At 69.6% G+C, this 17,351-nt stretch carries 13 protein-coding genes and 1 pseudogene; 10 read left to right on the forward strand and 4 right to left on the reverse strand.

The features are described 5' to 3' along the window. Positions 1-78: 78 nt before the first annotated feature. Both NNW99_RS27675 and NNW99_RS27680 read left to right on the forward strand, forming a co-directional pair. The gene (locus NNW99_RS27675) at positions 79-660 is read left to right on the forward strand and encodes a sugar O-acetyltransferase (RefSeq protein ID WP_215121880.1); all 582 of its coding nucleotides are present in this window, start codon (positions 79-81) and stop codon (positions 658-660) included. Between the two features lie 13 nt (positions 661-673). Beyond that, the gene (locus NNW99_RS27680; RefSeq protein WP_215121881.1) at positions 674-1,237 is read left to right on the forward strand and encodes a TetR/AcrR family transcriptional regulator; all 564 of its coding nucleotides are present in this window, start codon (positions 674-676) and stop codon (positions 1,235-1,237) included. Here NNW99_RS27680 and NNW99_RS27685 read toward each other — a convergent pair. Beyond that, the gene (locus NNW99_RS27685) at positions 1,218-1,664 is read right to left on the reverse strand and encodes a VOC family protein (RefSeq protein ID WP_215121882.1); all 447 of its coding nucleotides are present in this window, start codon (positions 1,662-1,664) and stop codon (positions 1,218-1,220) included. The genes NNW99_RS27680 and NNW99_RS27685 overlap by 20 nt on opposite strands. A gap of 131 nt (positions 1,665-1,795) precedes the next feature. After that, a complete protein-coding gene (locus NNW99_RS27690; protein ID WP_215121883.1) occupies positions 1,796-2,308 on the reverse strand; it encodes a pyridoxamine 5'-phosphate oxidase family protein in 513 nt (170 codons plus the stop codon). A gap of 165 nt (positions 2,309-2,473) precedes the next feature. Here NNW99_RS27690 and NNW99_RS27695 point away from each other — a divergent pair, with 165 nt between their 5' ends. Continuing rightward, complete coding sequence (locus tag NNW99_RS27695; protein ID WP_215121884.1) at positions 2,474-5,482, forward strand: bifunctional [glutamine synthetase] adenylyltransferase/[glutamine synthetase]-adenylyl-L-tyrosine phosphorylase; 3,009 nt, start codon at positions 2,474-2,476, stop codon at positions 5,480-5,482. 17 nt (positions 5,483-5,499) lie between these two features. On the opposite strand, the gene NNW99_RS27700 is transcribed toward NNW99_RS27695, so the two are convergent. Beyond that, complete coding sequence (locus NNW99_RS27700) at positions 5,500-6,330, reverse strand: phosphatase PAP2 family protein (protein WP_215121885.1); 831 nt, start codon at positions 6,328-6,330, stop codon at positions 5,500-5,502. 96 nt (positions 6,331-6,426) lie between these two features. Continuing rightward, positions 6,427-7,461, reverse strand: coding sequence for a LacI family DNA-binding transcriptional regulator (locus tag NNW99_RS27705; protein WP_215121886.1), 1,035 nt, complete (start codon positions 7,459-7,461; stop codon positions 6,427-6,429). 401 nt (positions 7,462-7,862) lie between these two features. Between NNW99_RS27705 and NNW99_RS27710 the strand changes: the two genes are divergently transcribed. From NNW99_RS27710 to NNW99_RS27740, 7 genes and pseudogenes are all read left to right on the forward strand, one after another. Beyond that, positions 7,863-9,131, forward strand: coding sequence for an extracellular solute-binding protein (locus tag NNW99_RS27710; RefSeq protein WP_215121887.1), 1,269 nt, complete (start codon positions 7,863-7,865; stop codon positions 9,129-9,131). Positions 9,132-9,249: 118 nt separating this feature from the next. After that, on the forward strand, positions 9,250-10,254 hold the full coding sequence (locus NNW99_RS27715; protein ID WP_215121888.1) for a carbohydrate ABC transporter permease: 1,005 nt from the start codon (positions 9,250-9,252) through the stop codon (positions 10,252-10,254). A gap of 13 nt (positions 10,255-10,267) precedes the next feature. After that, positions 10,268-11,185: a sugar ABC transporter permease gene (locus tag NNW99_RS27720; protein WP_215121889.1), complete on the forward strand. Its 918-nt coding sequence runs from the start codon at positions 10,268-10,270 to the stop codon at positions 11,183-11,185. Between the two features lie 217 nt (positions 11,186-11,402). Further along, entirely contained in the window at positions 11,403-13,091 is a 1,689-nt protein-coding gene (locus NNW99_RS27725) for a glycoside hydrolase family 13 protein (RefSeq protein ID WP_215121890.1), read from the forward strand. Positions 13,092-13,210: 119 nt separating this feature from the next. Next, the gene (locus NNW99_RS27730; RefSeq protein ID WP_215121891.1) at positions 13,211-14,584 is read left to right on the forward strand and encodes an alpha-amylase family protein; all 1,374 of its coding nucleotides are present in this window, start codon (positions 13,211-13,213) and stop codon (positions 14,582-14,584) included. 158 nt (positions 14,585-14,742) lie between these two features. Further along, positions 14,743-16,170: a glycoside hydrolase gene (locus NNW99_RS27735; RefSeq protein ID WP_251057963.1), complete on the forward strand. Its 1,428-nt coding sequence runs from the start codon at positions 14,743-14,745 to the stop codon at positions 16,168-16,170. Between the two features lie 101 nt (positions 16,171-16,271). Further along, positions 16,272-17,246, forward strand: a pseudogene (locus NNW99_RS27740) (non-reducing end alpha-L-arabinofuranosidase family hydrolase); the annotation flags it as partial. Positions 17,247-17,351 lie beyond the last annotated feature (105 nt).

The following is a 17,351-nucleotide window of genomic DNA, read 5'->3' on the forward strand; positions in this document are numbered from 1 at the left end:
GAAGCCCCATCGCATGTGACGGATCCGGAGGCGAGCAGGAGTGTACGTCCGTACATTCATGAGTGTACGATCGTACGCATGGCCATCGACCACTTCCCGAACGACCCGCGCACCAACCTGGAGCGGATGCTCGCCGGCGACCTCTACATCGCCGACGACCCGGAGATCGCCCGGCGGCAGCAGCGGGCGATGCGGATCGCCGCGCGGTATCTGGCGGCCTATACCGAGGACGCCGAGGCGGCTCGGCCGATGCTGGGTGAGTTGCTCGGTTCGGTGGGGGAGGGGGCTGACGTGCGGCCGCCGTTGTACGTCGACTACGGCAGCAACATCTCCATCGGGGCCCGCACCTTCGTCAACTACAACCTGACCGCGCTGGACGTCGCCCGGATCACCATCGGCGAGGACTGCCAGATCGGCCCCAACGTCCAGCTCCTCACACCCACCCACCCCGTGGAGCCGGAGCCGCGGCGGGACAAGCTGGAGGCGGCCCGGCCGATCGTGATCGGGGACAACGTCTGGCTCGGCGGCGGAGTGATCGTGTGCCCCGGAGTGAGCATCGGCGACAACGCGGTGATCGGCGCGGGGGCGGTGGTCACCAGGGACGTACCGGCCAATGTCGTCGCCGTCGGCAACCCCGCCCGCCCCGTACGCAACTTCTGACCGGCGCCCGCTCATGGCCACCGGACACGCGGACCCGCAGCGGCGCGAGCGCATTCTCGCCGCCACGCTCGACCACATCGCCGACGAGGGAGTCGCCGGCGTCTCCCATCGCAAGATCGCCGTCCGGGCCGGGGTGCCGCTCGGGTCGATGACCTACCACTTCACCGGCATCGACGACCTGCTGCGTGAGGCCTTCACCCGCTTCGCCGACCACATCGTGGCCGTCTTCGAGCGGTATCTCGGCCGTGCCGGGACCGTCGAAGAGGCCCGTGAGGCCGTCACGGACCTCGTGCACGCCCTCTCCGAGGGGCCCCGCCGCGATGTCGTCCTCGCCAACGAGCTGTACACGCTGGCCGCCCGGCGCCCGGAGTACCGCGAACTCACCCACGCGTGGATGCGCCGCAGCCGGCTGCTCCTCGAGCAGCACTTCGACGCGGACACCGCCCGTCAGCTGGACGCGCTGATCGAGGGACTGACCCTGCACCGAGCCCTCGACACCGAGCCGCGGAGCCGTGAGCTGACGCGGCTGGCGGTCACGCGTCTGACGACCGTCGAGGTCACGCCCCCTGTCGCTTGAGGTCCGCCAGCAGCTGATGCAGCGGTTCCGTCGCCCGGCGGCGGTACTCCTGGATCGCCCAGCCGTTGCCGTCCGGGTCCGTGAAGTGCATGAACGTGGCGCCGTCGTCCGGTGCGTACTGGACCGGCTCCGAGATGTCGAGGCCGCGTTCGACGAGCTCCGCGTGGGCGGCCTTGATGTCGGCGACGCACAGTTGCAGGCCCTGGTACGAGCCGGGGGTCGGGGTGGGGCCCGGGGTCATCTCCCAGATGGACTCGCCGAGGGCGATCGAGCAGCCGGAGCCCGGAGGGGTCAGCTGGATGATCCGCATCCCGGGCATGACCTCCTGGTCGATGTCGACATGGAAGCCGACCTTGTCCCGGTAGAAGTCCCGGGCGCGGTCGATGTCGGTGACGGGCAGCGGGATCACTTCGAGCGTGAAGTCCATGGCGTGACTCCTTCGTCAGGCATCCGGTTCGTCGGGCATCGGTCAGGCATCCGTCAGGCATGCGGTTCGGCGGGCACCGGTCAGGCATCCGTCCGGCATTCGGCGGCATGCGTCGGGCATCGGATCACGGCTCAGGCGAACCGCCACCTCGTCTGGCTGAACGGCTCCCCCTTACCGAAGCCGAAAACCGTCCGGGGCGCCACCGCGTAGACGGCGGCATGCCCGGCGCCGTGGTGGAAATAGCCCTCCCGTACCTCGAAGTGCCAGAAGCTGCCGTACTTCGCCTCCCACCCGGCGGCCAGTTCGCGTAGCCGGGCGTCGTCGGTGACGCGCCTCGCCTCGCCCTCCACCACCAGGTCGTAACCCTGGTCCCAGGTGGGCGTGCCGGTGGTGAGCACGACGTGCGGATTCTCCGCGAGATTCCTCGCCTTGCGTTCCTCCGGGCCCGTGCAGAAGTGCAGGGCGCCCTCCGACCAGATCGCGGGCAGCGGGGTGACGTGCGGGCGCCCGTCCGGTCGTACCGTCGTGATCCAGAACAGCTCCGCCGCCGTGAGCCGCGCTTCGGCCTCCCGCCAGTCGGTCGCGGTGGCCGTCGCGTCGCTGTAGCGGCGGTCCAGGCGGGTCTTGGGGTGCATGGTGGTCATGGGTGTCCTCCCGGCGTCTCGCCCCCCTCGCTTCACAGGGCAGACCCTGTCCGTCCGGCGAACTCATCGGAGCCTGACCCGGACTCTGCGGTTAGGCTCAAAGCCGTACGACCTTGATCCGAAGAAGACCGAAGAAGACCGAGGCGAGTCCGAGGGAGGCCCGGGATGACGGCGGCGCCGGGGCGCAGGAGCAGTACCTTCACACGGCTGCTGCGGCACGGCTTCACCGACGCCACCGCCGCCGAACGGCTCCTGGACAGCGCCGAGCTCGTGCTCCTGCGCGACGACCCGGTGCTGCTGGAAGCGCTGGGCGGGACCGCCGACCCCGATCTCGCGCTGCTCGGCCTCGTCCGGCTGCTGGAGGCCCAGCCGAACCCCGGCGCCCGCCGGGAACTGCTCGACACGCTGATCGCGGCCAAGCCGCTGCGCGACCGCCTGCTCGGCGTGCTCGGCGCCTCCACCGCCCTCGCCGACCACCTCACCCGGCACCCGGGCGACTGGCAGGCGCTCGTCATGTACGAGGCGTACGACCTCCACCCCGGGGTGGAGGAGTTCGAGGCCGGCCTCGCGGAGGCCGACGACCCGGTCTCCCTGCGCGTCGCCTACCGGCGCTGCCTGCTGTCCATCGCCGCCCGGGACGTGTGCGGCACCACCGGCGTCGCCGAGTCCGCGGCCGAGCTGGCCGACCTCGCCACCGCCACCCTGCGCGCCGCCCTCGGCATCGCGGAGGCCGCGGCCCCCGAGGACGCGGCCCTGTGCAGGCTCGCCGTCGTCGCGATGGGCAAGTGCGGCGGCCACGAGCTGAACTACGTCTCCGACGTGGACGTCATCTTCGTCGGGGAGGCGATCGAGGGGGCCGACGAGACCAAGGCCGTGCGGGCCGCGACCCGGCTCGCCTCGCACATGATGCGGATCTGCTCGGAGACCACGGTCGAGGGCTCCATCTGGCCCGTGGACGCCAACCTCCGGCCCGAGGGCAGGAACGGCCCGCTCGTACGGACCCTCTCCAGCCACCTCGCCTACTACCAGCGCTGGGCCAAGACCTGGGAGTTCCAGGCGCTGCTCAAGGCCCGCCCGGTGGCCGGCGACCTCGACCTCGGAGAGGAGTACGTCGCCGCCGTCCAGCCCCTGGTGTGGAAGGCCGCCGAGCGCGAGAACTTCGTCCCCGACGTGCAGAAGATGCGCCGCCGGGTCGTGGAGAACATCCCCCTCGCCGAGGTCGACCGCCAGCTGAAGCTCGGCCCGGGCGGCCTCAGGGACGTCGAGTTCGCCGTGCAGCTGCTCCAGCTGGTGCACGGCCGGACCGACACCTCCCTGCGCAGCGGAACCACCCTCGACGCCCTCAAGGCCCTCGCCGCCGGCGGCTATGTCGGCCGCGCGGATGCCGCCAAGCTCGACGAGGCCTACCGCTTCCTGCGCTCCATGGAGCACCGGATCCAGCTCTTCCGGCTGCGCCGGACCCACCTCGTCCCCGAGGAAGAGGCCGAGCTGCGCCGCATCGGCCGCTCCCTCGGCCTGCGCGCCGACCCGGTCGCCGACCTGCACCGCGAGTGGCGGCGGCACGCCACCGTCGTACGCCGGCTGCACGAGAAGCTGTTCTACCGGCCGCTGCTCGACGCGGTCGCCCAGCTCGCTCCCGGAGAGGCCCGGCTCCGGCCCGAGGCGGCCCGGGAGCGCATGGTCGCCCTGGGCTACGCCGACCCGGCCTCCGCCCTGCGGCATCTGGAGGCGCTGGCCTCCGGCGTCACCCGCAAGGCCGCCATCCAGCGCACCCTGCTGCCCGTCCTGCTGGGCTGGTTCGCCGACTCCGCCGACCCGGACGCGGGCCTGCTCAACTTCCGCAAGGTGTCGGACGCGCTCGGCAAGACGCCCTGGTACCTGCGACTGCTGCGGGACGAGGGCGCCGCCGCGCAGAACCTCGCCCGGGTGCTGTCCGCCGGGCGGCTCGCGCCCGACCTGCTGATGCGCGCCCCGGAGGCGGTGGCGCTGCTCGGCGACGGGGACGGCGGCGGTCTGGAGCCCCGCTCCCGCACCCATCTGGAGCAGGAGATACTCGCCGCCGTGAAACGGGCCGACGGGTCCGCCCAGGCGGTCACCGCGGCACGCGGGGTGCGGCGCCGCGAGCTGTTCCGTACGGCCGCCGTCGACATCGTCGGCTCCTACGGCACCGAGGAGCAGCCCGCCGAGGCCGACCAGGGCGCGCTGGTGGACCGGGTCGGCGGCGCGGTGTCGGACCTGACGGCGGCGACGCTCGCCGGCACGCTCAGGGCCGTCGTGCGGGAGGGCTGGGGCGACAGTCTGCCCACCCGGTTCGCGATCATCGGCATGGGCCGTTTCGGCGGGCACGAGCTGGGCTACGGCTCCGACGCGGACGTGCTGTTCGTGCACGAGCCGCGGGACGGCGTCGACGAGCAGGAGGCCGGGCAGGCCGCCAACAAGGTCGTCTCCGAGATGCGCCGCCTGCTCCAGATCCCCAGCGCCGACCCGCCCCTGCTCATCGACGCCGATCTGCGCCCCGAGGGCAAGTCCGGGCCGCTCGTGCGGACCCTCAAGTCGTACGAGGCGTACTACCGCCGGTGGTCCCTGACCTGGGAGTCGCACGCGCTGCTGCGGGCCGAGCCCGTCGCCGGGGACGAGGACCTGGGGCGCCGGTTCATCGAGCTGATCGACCCGCTGCGCTACCGGGCGGACGGGCTCGACGACGAGGCCGTCCGCGAGATCCGGCGGCTCAAGGCCCGGATGGAGTCCGAGCGGCTGCCGCGCGGCGCCGACCCCAAACTCCACGCCAAGCTGGGCCCCGGCGGTCTCTCCGACGTGGAGTGGACCGTGCAGCTGCTGCAACTGCGGCACGGCTCGGCGGAGCCGGGCCTGCGCACCACCCGCACCCGTGAGGCCCTGGCCGCCGCCCGCACGGCCGGGCTCATCACGGAGGAGGACGCCGCGACCCTGGACGAGGCCTGGGTCCTCGCGACCCGCGTCCGCAACGCGGTGATGCTGGTCCGAGGCCGGGCCGGCGACACGTTCCCCACCGAGCCCCGGGAACTGGCCGCCGTCGGCCGCTACCTGGGCTACGGCCCCGGCCACGCGGGCGACATGCTCGACGCCTACCGCCGCACGGCGCGCAGGGCACGGGGCGTGGTGGAGGAACTCTTCTACGGGGCGGCGGAGCGCTAGCCCTGCCCGGGCAGGGGTCAGGGTCTCGCCGGTACCAGGCGCGGCAGCGCGTACGGCTGGGTGCCGTACCAGAGCCGTGCCACCGTGAAGCCGAAGGCCAGGCAGAGCAGGCCGCCCACCGCGTCCAGCCAGAAGTGGTTCGCGGTGGCGACGATGACGACCAGGGTCAGCGCCGGGTACAGCAGGCCCAGCACCCGCGCCCAGGGGACCGACGCCAGGGCGAAGATCGTCAGGCCGCACCACAGGGACCAGCCGATGTGCATCGACGGCATCGCGGCGTACTGGTTGGACATGTGCTTCAGGTCGCCGGAGGCCATCGAACCCCAGGTCTGGTGGACCATGACGGTGTCGATGAAATTGCCGCCGTTCATCAGCCGCGGGGGCGCCAGCGGATACAGGTAGTAGCCGACCAGGGCGACGGCGGTGGTCGCGAAGAGCACCAGCCGGGTCGCCGCGTACCGGCCGGGATGCCAACGGAACAGCCACACGAGCACACCCAGCGTCACCACGAAGTGGAGCGTCGCGTAGTAGTAGTTCATGCCGATGATCAGCCAAGTCACCGTGTTCACGGCGTGATTGACCGACTCCTCCACGGCGATGCCCAGATGGTGCTCGGCCTTCCAGATCCAGTCGGCGTTGCGCAGCGCCTCGGTCTTCTGCTCGGGCACGGCGTTGCGGATCAGCGAGTACGTCCAGTAACTCACCGCGATCAGCAGGATCTCGAACCAGAACCGGGGCCGGCGCGGGGTGCGCGGCCGGCGCGGTGAACCCGGGCCGCTCTCGGCCGTAACGGGCTGCGGAAGGGCCGATTCCCGGCCTTCCGGCTTCGTCACGGTCGTGTCACCCATAGGCACAAAGTCTGCCAGAAAAGGACTTCCCCACCGATCATCCCCCGGTGAGGGCCGGGTCGCATGTTCTCTCTACGGCGAGATCAGGCCATGACGTCAGGAGCGAGTGCGATCCCCGGGTGCCGAAGCGGTTGAACCGCGCACCACCAGTTCCGGCATGAACACGAACTCGCTGTGGGGGGCCGGAGTCCCGCCGATCTCCTCCAGCAGCGTGCGGACGGCGGCCTGGCCCATCGCCGGGACCGGCTTGCGGATCGTGGTCAGCGGCGGGTCGGTGAAGGCGATCAGCGGGGAGTCGTCGAAGCCGACCACCGAGATGTCCTTCGGCACGTCCAGGCCCAGCTGCCGCGCCGCCCTGATCGCGCCCAGCGCCATCATGTCGCTCGCGCACACCACGGCCGTGCAGTTCCGCTCGATCAGCGCCGTCGTCGCGGCCTGCCCGCCCTCCAGCGTGTACAGGGAGTGCTGGACCAGCTCCGACTCGACGGCCTCGGCGCCCAGCCCCAACTGGTCCTGCATCGTGCGCACGAACCCCTCGATCTTGCGCTGCACCGGCACGAACCGCTTCGGCCCCAGCGCCAGCCCGATCCGCTGGTGCCCCAGGGACACCAGGTGCGTGACCGCGAGGCTCATCGCGGCACGGTCGTCGGGGGAGATGAACGGCGCCTGCACCTTCGGCGAGAAGCCGTCGACCAGCACGTACGGCACGCCCTGCGCGCGCAGCCGGTCGTAGCGCTGCATGTCGGCGGTGGTGTCCGCGTGCAGCCCGGAGACGTAGATGATGCCGGCGACCCCGCGGTCGACGAGCATCTCCGTGAGCTCGTCCTCCGTCGAGCCGCCCGGCGTCTGGGTGGCGAGGACGGGCGTGTAGCCCTGCCTCGTCAGCGCCTGGCCGATGACCTGGGCCAGGGCCGGGAAGATCGGGTTCTCCAGCTCGGGGGTGATCAGTCCCACCAGGCCCTCGCTGCGCTGGCGCAGCCGCACCGGGCGTTCGTAGCCCAGTACGTCGAGGGCGGCCAGGACGGACTGGCGGGTGGTGGCGGCGACGCCCGGCTTCCCGTTGAGGACGCGGCTGACGGTCGCTTCGCTCACCCCCGCCTGGGCGGCGATGTCGGCAAGCCGTGTGGTCACAGGACCGGACTGTAGCGGCCGGGGATCTCCTTGCGCACCGACGGGACGCCTGGTGCGTGCCGTCCCACGGCCGGCGGCGGGTTGCTGGGTCATCGCGGTCCCCAAATGGTCGAGAAGAGGTCGTGGCCGGCGTCCGATCCGCAACGAATGATTCCCCCGACGGAAGCGGATGGCAAGTGCTTGCAGAGTCTTGCACAGCTGTCCGAGTCCCTGCCGAACAGCCGGAAATCCGGGTCCGGGAGGGGCCGGGGAGAGGTCACGGCGGGGTAACCATCCGCACCGCTTGCAACTTTTTGCTGCAAGGTCTTTCGCAAGTCCGTGAAGCGCGGCTAATCTCACCGACGCCCGGCGGCCAACGGCGCAGTCGGCAGCACGAACGGGCTGACCCTCAAGGAGAACTCATGCGGCGTGGCATAGCGGCCACCGCGCTGGTGGCGTCCCTCGCCCTGGCGGCGACGGCGTGCGGCGGAAGCGACAGCGGCGACGAGGCCGGCGGCCCGGTCACCATCACCTGGTGGGACACCTCCAACGCGACCAACGAGGCGCCGACGTACAAGGCCCTGGTCAAGGAGTTCGAGGCCGCCAACAAGGACGTCAAGGTCAACTACGTCAACGTCCCCTTCGACCAGGCGCAGAACAAGTTCGACACCGCCGCCGGTTCCAAGGGCGCCCCCGACGTGCTGCGTTCCGAGGTCGGCTGGACCCCGGCCTTCGCCAAGAAGGGCTTCTTCGCCCCGCTCGACGGCACCGAGGCCCTCGCCGAGCAGGACAAGTTCCAGCCCAGCCTGATCGAGCAGGCCACGTACGACGGCAAGACCTACGGCGTCCCCTTCACCACGGACACCCTCGCCCTCGTCTACAACAAGGAACTGTTCGAGAAGGCCGGCGTCGAGGCCCCCAAGACCTGGGACGACCTGAAGAAGGCCGCCGCCACCATCAAGGACAAGACCGGCGTCGACGGCTACTGGGGCTCCACCCAGGCCTACTACGCGCAGAGCTTCCTCTACGGCGAGGGCGCCGACACCGTCGACGTCGACGCCAAGAAGATCACCGTGACCTCGCCGGAGGCCAAGAAGGGCTACGGCACCTGGCAGGGCCTCTTCAAGGGCAAGGGCCTGCACAAGGCCGACACCACCGCGGACGCCTACGCCCACATCCAGGAGGCGTTCGTCAGCGGCAAGGTCGCCTCGATCGTCCAGGGCCCGTGGGAGATCACCAACTTCTACAAGGGTTCCGCCTTCAAGGACAAGAACAACCTCGGCATCGCCACCGTCCCGGCCGGCTCCACCGGCAAGGCGGGCGCCCCGACCGGCGGCCACAACCTCTCCGTGTACGCGGGCTCGGACAAGGCCCACCAGGAGGCCTCGCTGAAGTTCGTGAAGTTCATGACCTCGGCCAAGGCCCAGGAGACCATCGCGCTGAAGAACTCCACGCTCCCCACCCGCGAGGACGCCTACACCGCCGAGGTCAAGGCCGACCCCGGCATCGCCGGCTACCAGGGCGTGCTGTCCGCCGCCCAGCCGCGCCCGGCGCTGCCCGAGTACAGCTCCCTGTGGGTCCCGCTCGACGACGAGCTGCTCAAGATCGCGAGCGGCAAGGAGTCCCTGGACAAGGGCCTCGGCAACGCCGAGACCGCCATCACCAAGCTGGTGCCCGACTTCTCCAAGTGACCGCCGGGTGGCCGCCGGATCCCCCTGGCACTGGGGAGGGGGATCCGGCGGCCACCGGCCCGTGCCTGCGCCTGGGCAGCCCCCTAGAACTCCTTGAACTTCCAGAAGGTGTCGAACCATGACAGTCGTCATCGACCGAGCGACCGGCAAGCGGCGCGGTGAGCGGGAACCGCGTCCCGGGCCGGGCCGGCGGCTGAAGAACGGCTTCCACAAGCACTGGTACGCCTACGCGATGGTCGCCCCGGTGGCGGTCGTCCTCGGGGTCCTCGTGCTGTACCCGCTGGCATACGGCCTGTACCTCACGCTCACCGACGCCACCAGCCTCAACACCGCCCGCACGATCGGCGTCAACGAGATCGACGCCACCTACAAGTTCATCGGCCTGGACAACTACGCCGACATCCTGTGGGGCCCGACGGCGTACGACCGCTTCTGGTCGCACTTCCTGTGGACGGTCTTCTGGACGGCCGCCTGCGTCACCCTGCACTACGGCATCGGTCTCGGCCTGGCGCTGCTGCTCAACCAGAAGCTGCGCGGCCGCACCCTCTACCGGATGCTCCTGGTGCTGCCCTGGGCCGTGCCGACCTTCGTCACCGTCTTCGGCTGGCGCTTCATGCTCGCCGACGGCGGCATCATCAACTCCGGCCTGGAGCTGCTGCATCTGCCGACGCCGCTGTGGCTGGAGGACACCTTCTGGCAGCGGTTCTCCGCGATCATGGTCAACACCTGGTGCGGTGTGCCGTTCATGATGGTCTCGCTGCTCGGCGGACTGCAGTCGATCGACGCGAGCCTGTACGAGGCCTCCGAGATGGACGGCGCGAACGCCTGGCAGCGGTTCCGCTACGTCACCCTGCCCGGCCTGAGGTCCGTCAGCACGACGGTCGTCCTCCTCGGTGTCATCTGGACCTTCAACCAGTTCGCCATCATCTTCCTGTTGTTCGGCAACACCGCCCCCGACGCCCAGATCCTCGTGACCTGGGCCTACCAGCTCGGCTTCGGGCAGCAGCCGCGCGACTACGCCCAGTCCGCCGCCTACGGAATCCTGCTCCTGTCCCTCCTGATCGTCTTCACCTCGTTCTACCGCCGCTGGATTGACCGCAACGAGCAGCAGCTCGCGATCTGAGGCAGGAGTTCTCATGAGTACGACGAGTACGACCACCGTCGAGACCCCCGCCGCGGCCGGCGAGCGGCGCCCCGCGGGCGACCCGCGCAAGGTCCGCCGCCGCGGCGAGCAGAGCCGCGCGGGCTCCCTCGCCTCGCACGCCGTGCTGATCGGCGCGAGCCTGACCGCGCTCTTCCCGATCGCCTGGCTGGTCTTCCTGTCCCTCGGCCCGGACAAGGACGACTACCTGCACCCCGGGCGCATCTGGAGCAAGATGACGCTCGACAACTACGCCTTCGTCCTGAAGGACACGAGCTTCTTCGACTGGCTGACCAGCACGCTGGTCGTGGTGCTGGGCACGACGCTCATCGGCGTCGTCGTCGCGGCGTCCACCGGCTACGCGGTCTCCCGCATGAGGTTCCCCGGCTACCGGAAGCTGATGTGGGCGCTGCTGGTCACCCAGATGTTCCCCATCGCGGTACTGATCGTGCCGATGTACCAGATCCTCTCGGATCTCCAGCTCATCGACAGCTACCTTGGTCTCATCCTTGTCAACTGCACCACGATCGTGCCGTACTGCGCCTGGCTGATGAAGGGCTATTTCGACACCATCCCGTTCGAGATCGACGAGGCCGGGCGCGTCGACGGGCTGACCCCCTTCGGCACGTTCGCGCGGCTCATCCTGCCGCTCGCGAAGCCCGGCCTCGCGGTCGCGGCGTTCTACAGCTTCCTCACGGCCTTCGGGGAGGTCGCGTTCGCCTCGACGTTCATGCTGAGCGACGACAAGTACACCTTTGCCGTCGGTCTGCAGACCTTTGTGAGCGAGCATGACGCGCAGCGGAATCTGATGGCCGCGACGGCTGTGCTGATCGCGATACCGGCTGCCATCTTCTTCTATCTCGTGCAGAAGAATCTGGTGACCGGGCTTACCGCCGGTGGCACGAAGGGGTGACGCACGCTCCGCCGGTGGAGCCGGGACAGGTCGTCGCTCGGCCGCGGCGCCGTCGTGGTCGCTCACGCAGTTCCCCGCGCCCCTGGGGCGCTGCCGAACCGCACTCCAGAAGCCCGAGGTGGCCGCGGTGCCCATCCGACCCCGCTGTACCGCGGCCACCTCGTCACCCCACCCCACGTCTCACATGACCACACCCCTGTTACGCACCAAGGACGACATGAGCCAGCAGCACTCAGCCGCCCCGACCCCGACTTCCGCCACGGCCGTCGCCAAGCGCCGCGACTGGTGGCGGGACGCGGTGATCTACCAGGTGTATCCGCGCAGCTTCGCCGACAGCGACGGCGACGGCATGGGCGACCTGGAAGGTGTCCGCACCCGTCTGCCGTATCTGCGCGACCTCGGCGTGGACGCCGTGTGGCTCAGCCCCTTCTACGCCTCGCCGCAGGCCGACGCCGGCTACGACGTCGCCGACTACCGGGCCGTCGACCCCATGTTCGGCAACCTCCTGGACGCCGACGCGCTGATCCGCGACGCCCACGAGCTGAGCCTCAGGATCATCGTCGACCTGGTCCCGAACCACTCCTCCGACCAGCACGAGTGGTTCAAGCGGGCCGTCGCCGAGGGCCCGGGCTCGCCGCTGCGGGAGCGCTACCACTTCCGCCCCGGCAAGGGGAAGCACGGCGAACTGCCGCCCAACGACTGGGAGTCGATCTTCGGCGGGCCGGCGTGGACCCGGGTCACCGAACCCGACGGCACGCCCGGGGAGTGGTACCTGCACCTCTTCGCCCCCGAGCAGCCCGACTTCAACTGGGAGCACCCGGCGGTCGGCGACGAGTTCCGCTCCATCCTGCGCTTCTGGCTGGACATGGGCGTCGACGGCTTCCGCATCGACGTCGCCCACGGTCTGGTGAAGGCGGCGGGGCTGCCCGACCTCGGATCCCACGACCAGGTGAAGCTGCTGGGCAACGATGTCATGCCGTTCTTCGACCAGGAGGGCGTGCACGAGATCTACCGGCAGTGGCGGCTCATCCTCGACGAGTACGCGGGGGAGAGGATCTTCGTCGCCGAGGCCTGGACCCCGACCATCGAGCGCACCGCCCACTACGTCCGCCCGGACGAGCTGCACCAGGCGTTCAACTTCCAGTACCTCAGCACCCACTGGGACGCCGAGGAGATGCGCGAGGTCATCGACCGCACCCTGGACGCCATGCGCCCGGTCGGCGCCCCCGCCACCTGGGTGCTGTCCAACCACGACGTGACCCGGCACGCCACCCGCTTCGCCAACCCGGCGGGCCTCGGCACCCAGATCCGGCTGGCCGGCGACCGGGAACTGGGGCTGCGCAGGGCCCGGGCCGCGTCCCTGCTCATGCTGGCGCTGCCCGGCTCGGCCTACGTCTACCAGGGCGAGGAACTCGGGCTGCCCGACGTCGTCGACCTGCCGGACGAGGTGCGTCAGGACCCGGCGTACTTCCGGGGAGCGGGGCAGGACGGCTTCCGCGACGGGTGCCGGGTGCCGATCCCGTGGACCCGGACCGGGGCGTCGTACGGCTTCGGCGACGGGGGCAGCTGGCTGCCGCAGCCCGACGGCTGGGGCGAGCTGAGCGTCGAGGCGCAGACCGGGGAGCCCGGCTCGACCCTGGAGCTGTACCGGGCCGCGCTCGCCGTGCGCCGTGAGCAGCCCGACCTCGGCGCCGGTACGTCCGTGGAGTGGCTGCGGGCGCCCGAGGGTGTGCTCGCCTTCCGGCGCGGGGAGTTCGTGTGCGTCGCGAACACCACCGGGGAGTCGGTGGCGATGCCGGCGTACGGCCGGGTGCTGGTCGCGAGCGGCGAGGTCGTCCTGGTCGACGACGAGGCGAAGGTGCCGGCCGACGGCACGGTGTGGTGGACCACCGCGACCACCGCCTGATTTTCCTTTGAATTTCGTACGGCCCGCTGCCCTTTCGGGTGGCGGGCCTCTATCATCTGCGTCACTGCAAGGTTTCTGAACCTTGCTGCAAGAACCTTCAACGAAGAAGGAAACCCCACATGGCACGCAGATTCCTCGCCCTCGCCACCGCGCTCGCGGCGGCTTCGGTTGTCATGAACCCGACTAGTGCACAGGCCTCCCCACCTGGCACCAAGGACGTCACCGCCGTCCTCTTCGAGTGGAACTTCGCCTCCGTCGCCCGCGAGTGCACCAACACCCTCGGCCCCGCCGGATACGGCTACGTCCAGGTCTCCCCGCCCGCCGAGCACATACAGGGCTCCCAGTGGTGGACGTCGTACCAGCCGGTCAGCTACAAGATCGCCGGGCGGCTCGGTGACCGCACGGCCTTCCGGGACATGGTGAACACCTGCCACGCGGCCGGGGTGAAGGTCGTCGCCGACGCGGTCGTCAACCACATGGCGGCGGGCAGCGGCACCGGCACCGGCGGCTCGTCGTACGGCAAGTACACCTACCCGGGCCTGTACTCCGCGCCCGACTTCGACGACTGCACCTCCCAGATCAGCAACTACCAGGACCGCTGGAACGTCCAGCACTGCGAACTGGTCGGCCTCTCCGACCTCGACACCGGCGAGAACTATGTGCGCGGCGCGATCGCCGGGTACCTGAACGACCTGCTCTCCCTCGGCGTCGACGGCTTCCGCATCGACGCGGCCAAGCACATGGACGCGGCCGACCTGGCGAACATCAAGTCCCGGCTGAGCAACCCGTCGGTCTACTGGAAGCAGGAGGTGATCCACGGCTCCGGCGAGGCCGTCCAGCCCACTGAATACACGAGTAACGGCGACGTCCAGGAGTTCCGCTACGCCTACGACCTCAAGCGGGTCTTCAACAACGAGAACCTCGCCTATCTGAAGAACTACGGCGAGGGCTGGGGCTATATGGGCAGCGGAGTCTCCGGCGTCTTCGTCGACAACCACGACACCGAGCGCAACGGCTCGACCCTCAGCTACAAGGACAACGCGAACTACACCCTGGCCAACGTCTTCATGCTCGCCTGGCCCTACGGCGCCCCGGACATCAACTCCGGCTACGAGTTCAGCGATCACGACGCCGGTCCGCCGAACGGCGGCCAGGTGAACGCCTGCTGGCAGGATGGCTGGAAGTGTCAGCACAACTGGCCGGAGATCAAATCCATGGTCGGCTTCCGCAATGCCACGCGCGGGCAGGCCGTCACCAACTGGTGGGACAACGGGGGCGACGCCATCGCGTTCGGGCGGGGGAGCAAGGGCTTCGTGGCCATCAATCACGAGTCGGGTTCGCTGAGCCGGACCTATCAGACCTCGCTGCCGGCGGGGACGTACTGCAACGTGCAGAACAACACGACCGTGACCGTGAACTCCGCTGGTCAGCTCACCGCAACCCTCGGCGCGAACACGGCCCTCGCGATCCACGTGGGCCGGTCCAACTGCTGAGCGCCGGGCTCCAGTTGCGGCGCATGAGGGATTGACGCTTCCGGAACGCTGCCCTACGTTCCCTCCACAGTGGCAACTCCCTGAACGTTGTTCAGCATCTCGAACACTCGCCCCTCGGAAACCCCGGGGGGCGACCTCATACCACTGGGAGCGCTCCCATGACGGGACGGATCACGCTGCGCGGACTCAGAGGTCTCAGACGGTGGACGGTGACGTCCCTGGCGGTGCTGATGACCACCGTCGGTGTCACCGCCGGGGCCTCGCCGACGGACACCCGGGCGGACGCCTCCGCGACCATCGACGGGGCCACCCGGCACCAGCCCATCGACGGCTTCGGCATCTCCGAGCACTTCGGCCGGGCCGCGATCATGCGCGGCTCGCAGGGACTTCCCGCCCAGCGCCAACGCGAGATCCTCGACCTGCTGTTCAGCCGGAGCACCGGCGTCGGGCTGAGCATCCTGCGCCTCGGTATCGACTCGGGCATCCAGCCGACCGACCCCGGCGGGCCGAACGCGACCCCCAAGTATGTGTGGGACCGCAACGACAAGGGCCAGGTCTGGCTCGCCCAGCAGGCCAAGGCCTACGGCGTGAACCGTTTCTACGCCGACGCCTGGACGGCCCCCGGCTATATGAAGACCAACGGCACCGACGCGAACGGCGGCACCCTGTGCGGCCTGGCGGGTGCGAGCTGCGCGAGCGGCGACTGGCGCAAGGCGTACGCGAACTACCTGGTCCAGTACGCGAAGTTCTACGCCCAAGAGGGCATTCGCATCAACGACCTCGGGTTCACCAACGAGCCCGACTGGACGGCCACCTACGACTCCATGCGGCTCACGCCCGCCCAGGCGGTGGAGTTCACCAAGGTCTTCGGGCCCGTGGCGCGAGCGGGCGGGTACCAGGTCGTCTGCTGCGACTCCTTCGGCTGGAACCAGCAGAAGAACTACACCAGCGCCATCGAGGCCGACGCCACGGCCCGGGGCTTCGTCGACACGCACGCCGGCCACACATACGCCAGCAAGATCGACGGGCCGCTGCCGACCGGCAAGCGGACCTGGATGTCGGAGTGGTCGCCCGACGGCACCACCTGGAACGAGGCCTGGGACGACGGCAGCGGCTACGACGGCTTCACGGTCGCGGGCGCCGTGCACGACGCCCTGACCAAGGGCAACACCAGCGGCTACGTGTACTGGTACGGCGCCTCGACCGGCGCCACCCGCGGGCTGATCCAGATGGACGGCGCGAACTACCACGTCTCCAAGCGCCTGTGGGCCCTCGCGAACTACAGCCGCTTCATCCGGCCCGGGGCCACCCGCATCGGCGCCACCACCTCCGACGGCAACCTCAGGCTCTCGGCGTTCCGCAACACCGACGGCACGGTGACGGTCGTGGCGCTCAACGCGGCCTCCAGTGCCACCCAGGTGTCCTTCGGTCTCCAGAACATCGGGTTCACCACCGGCACGGCCACCCCGTACCTGACCAACGGTTCCCAGAGCACCTCCCGGCAGCCGGCCGTGCCGGTCACCGGCGGGTCGCTGAAGGCCACGGTTCCGGCCCGCTCGCTCGTCACCTACACCCTCCAGCGATAGGAGACACGATGCGCCTGACAAGACTCCTGGGAGTCCTGATCGGAGGCCTGGCCCTGTTGCTGGGTGCCCTGGTGGCGCCGTCCACCGCGTCCTCGCAAGCGCGGGCGGCGGCCCTGCCCGGCAGCTTCAAGTGGAGTTCCAGCAATGTGCTGATCTCCCCGAAGTCGGACGCGACCCACCAGCTCAGCGCCATCAAGGACCCGTCGGTGGTGTACCACAACGGCCGTTGGCACGTGTTCGCCAGCACCGCCAGCACCAGCGGCGCCTACAACATGGTGTATCTGAACTTCGCCAGCTGGCAGGAGGCCGCCTCCGCGCAGCACCACTACCTGGACCAGACGGCGATCGGCGCCGGGTACAAGGCGGCCCCGCAGGTGTTCTATTTCGCGCCGCAGAAGCTCTGGTACCTCGTCTACCAGACCGGCGACAACGCGGCCTACTCGACGACGGCGGACATCGCCAACCCCAAGTCCTGGACCGCGCCGAAGAAGTTCTACGCGAACGGCATGCCGCAGATCATCAAGGACAACATCGGCAGCGGCTACTGGGTCGACTTCTGGAACGTCTGCGACAGCGCCAAGTGCTATCTGTTCTCCTCCGACGACAACGGCCACCTGTACCGCTCGGAGACCAGCCTGGCCGCCTTCCCGAACGGCTTCACCAACACCGTCATCGCGCTCCAGGACTCCAACAAGTACCGCCTCTGGGAAGCCGCCAACGTCTACAAGCTCAAGGACTCCAACACCTATCTGCTGCTCAACGAGGCGATCGGCGGCAACGGCAAGCGGTACTTCCGCTCCTGGACGTCCGGCAGCATCGCCGGGAGCTGGACCCCGCTGGCCGACACCGAGTCCAACCCCTTCGCGCGCTCCAACAACGTCACCTTCAGCGGCACGCCCTGGAGCCAGGACATCAGCCACGGCGAGATGGTCCGCCACACCAACGACCAGACCCTCACGGTCAATCCCTGCCGGCTCCAGTACCTCTACCAGGGCCTGAACCCCTCGGCGAGCGGCCCCTACAACACGCTCCCATGGCGGCTGGGGCTGCTGACGCAGACCAACTCCACTTGTTGAAAGTTCTTTCCGATGGTTTCAGGGCTCTTGCTGTAAGCGTTTCGGCGGCGATACGGTCGCGCGGGGTCGGACCCGTGAGAGCCGCAATCGCAAGGAGTCCACGTC

It is taken from the genome of Streptomyces sp. CRCS-T-1 (assembly GCF_024442335.1).
GTDB classification, from domain to species: domain Bacteria; phylum Actinomycetota; class Actinomycetes; order Streptomycetales; family Streptomycetaceae; genus Streptomyces; species Streptomyces koelreuteriae.

Bases quoted from the DNA above. Each gene is read 5' to 3' on its own strand.
- NNW99_RS27685 (WP_215121882.1), bottom strand. From the start codon at position 1,664: ATGGACTTCACGCTCGAAGTGATCCCGCTGCCCGTCACCGACATCGAC.
- NNW99_RS27675 (WP_215121880.1), top strand. From the start codon at position 79: ATGGCCATCGACCACTTCCCGAACGACCCGCGCACCAACCTGGAGCGG.
- NNW99_RS27715 (WP_215121888.1), top strand. From the start codon at position 9,250: ATGACAGTCGTCATCGACCGAGCGACCGGCAAGCGGCGCGGTGAGCGG.
- NNW99_RS27725 (WP_215121890.1), top strand. From the start codon at position 11,403: ATGAGCCAGCAGCACTCAGCCGCCCCGACCCCGACTTCCGCCACGGCC.
- NNW99_RS27700 (WP_215121885.1), bottom strand. From the start codon at position 6,330: ATGGGTGACACGACCGTGACGAAGCCGGAAGGCCGGGAATCGGCCCTT.
- NNW99_RS27720 (WP_215121889.1), top strand. From the start codon at position 10,268: ATGAGTACGACGAGTACGACCACCGTCGAGACCCCCGCCGCGGCCGGC.
- NNW99_RS27735 (WP_251057963.1), top strand. From the start codon at position 14,743: ATGACGGGACGGATCACGCTGCGCGGACTCAGAGGTCTCAGACGGTGG.
- NNW99_RS27730 (WP_215121891.1), top strand. From the start codon at position 13,211: ATGGCACGCAGATTCCTCGCCCTCGCCACCGCGCTCGCGGCGGCTTCG.
- NNW99_RS27690 (WP_215121883.1), bottom strand. From the start codon at position 2,308: ATGACCACCATGCACCCCAAGACCCGCCTGGACCGCCGCTACAGCGAC.
- NNW99_RS27680 (WP_215121881.1), top strand. From the start codon at position 674: ATGGCCACCGGACACGCGGACCCGCAGCGGCGCGAGCGCATTCTCGCC.
- NNW99_RS27710 (WP_215121887.1), top strand. From the start codon at position 7,863: ATGCGGCGTGGCATAGCGGCCACCGCGCTGGTGGCGTCCCTCGCCCTG.
- NNW99_RS27695 (WP_215121884.1), top strand. From the start codon at position 2,474: ATGACGGCGGCGCCGGGGCGCAGGAGCAGTACCTTCACACGGCTGCTG.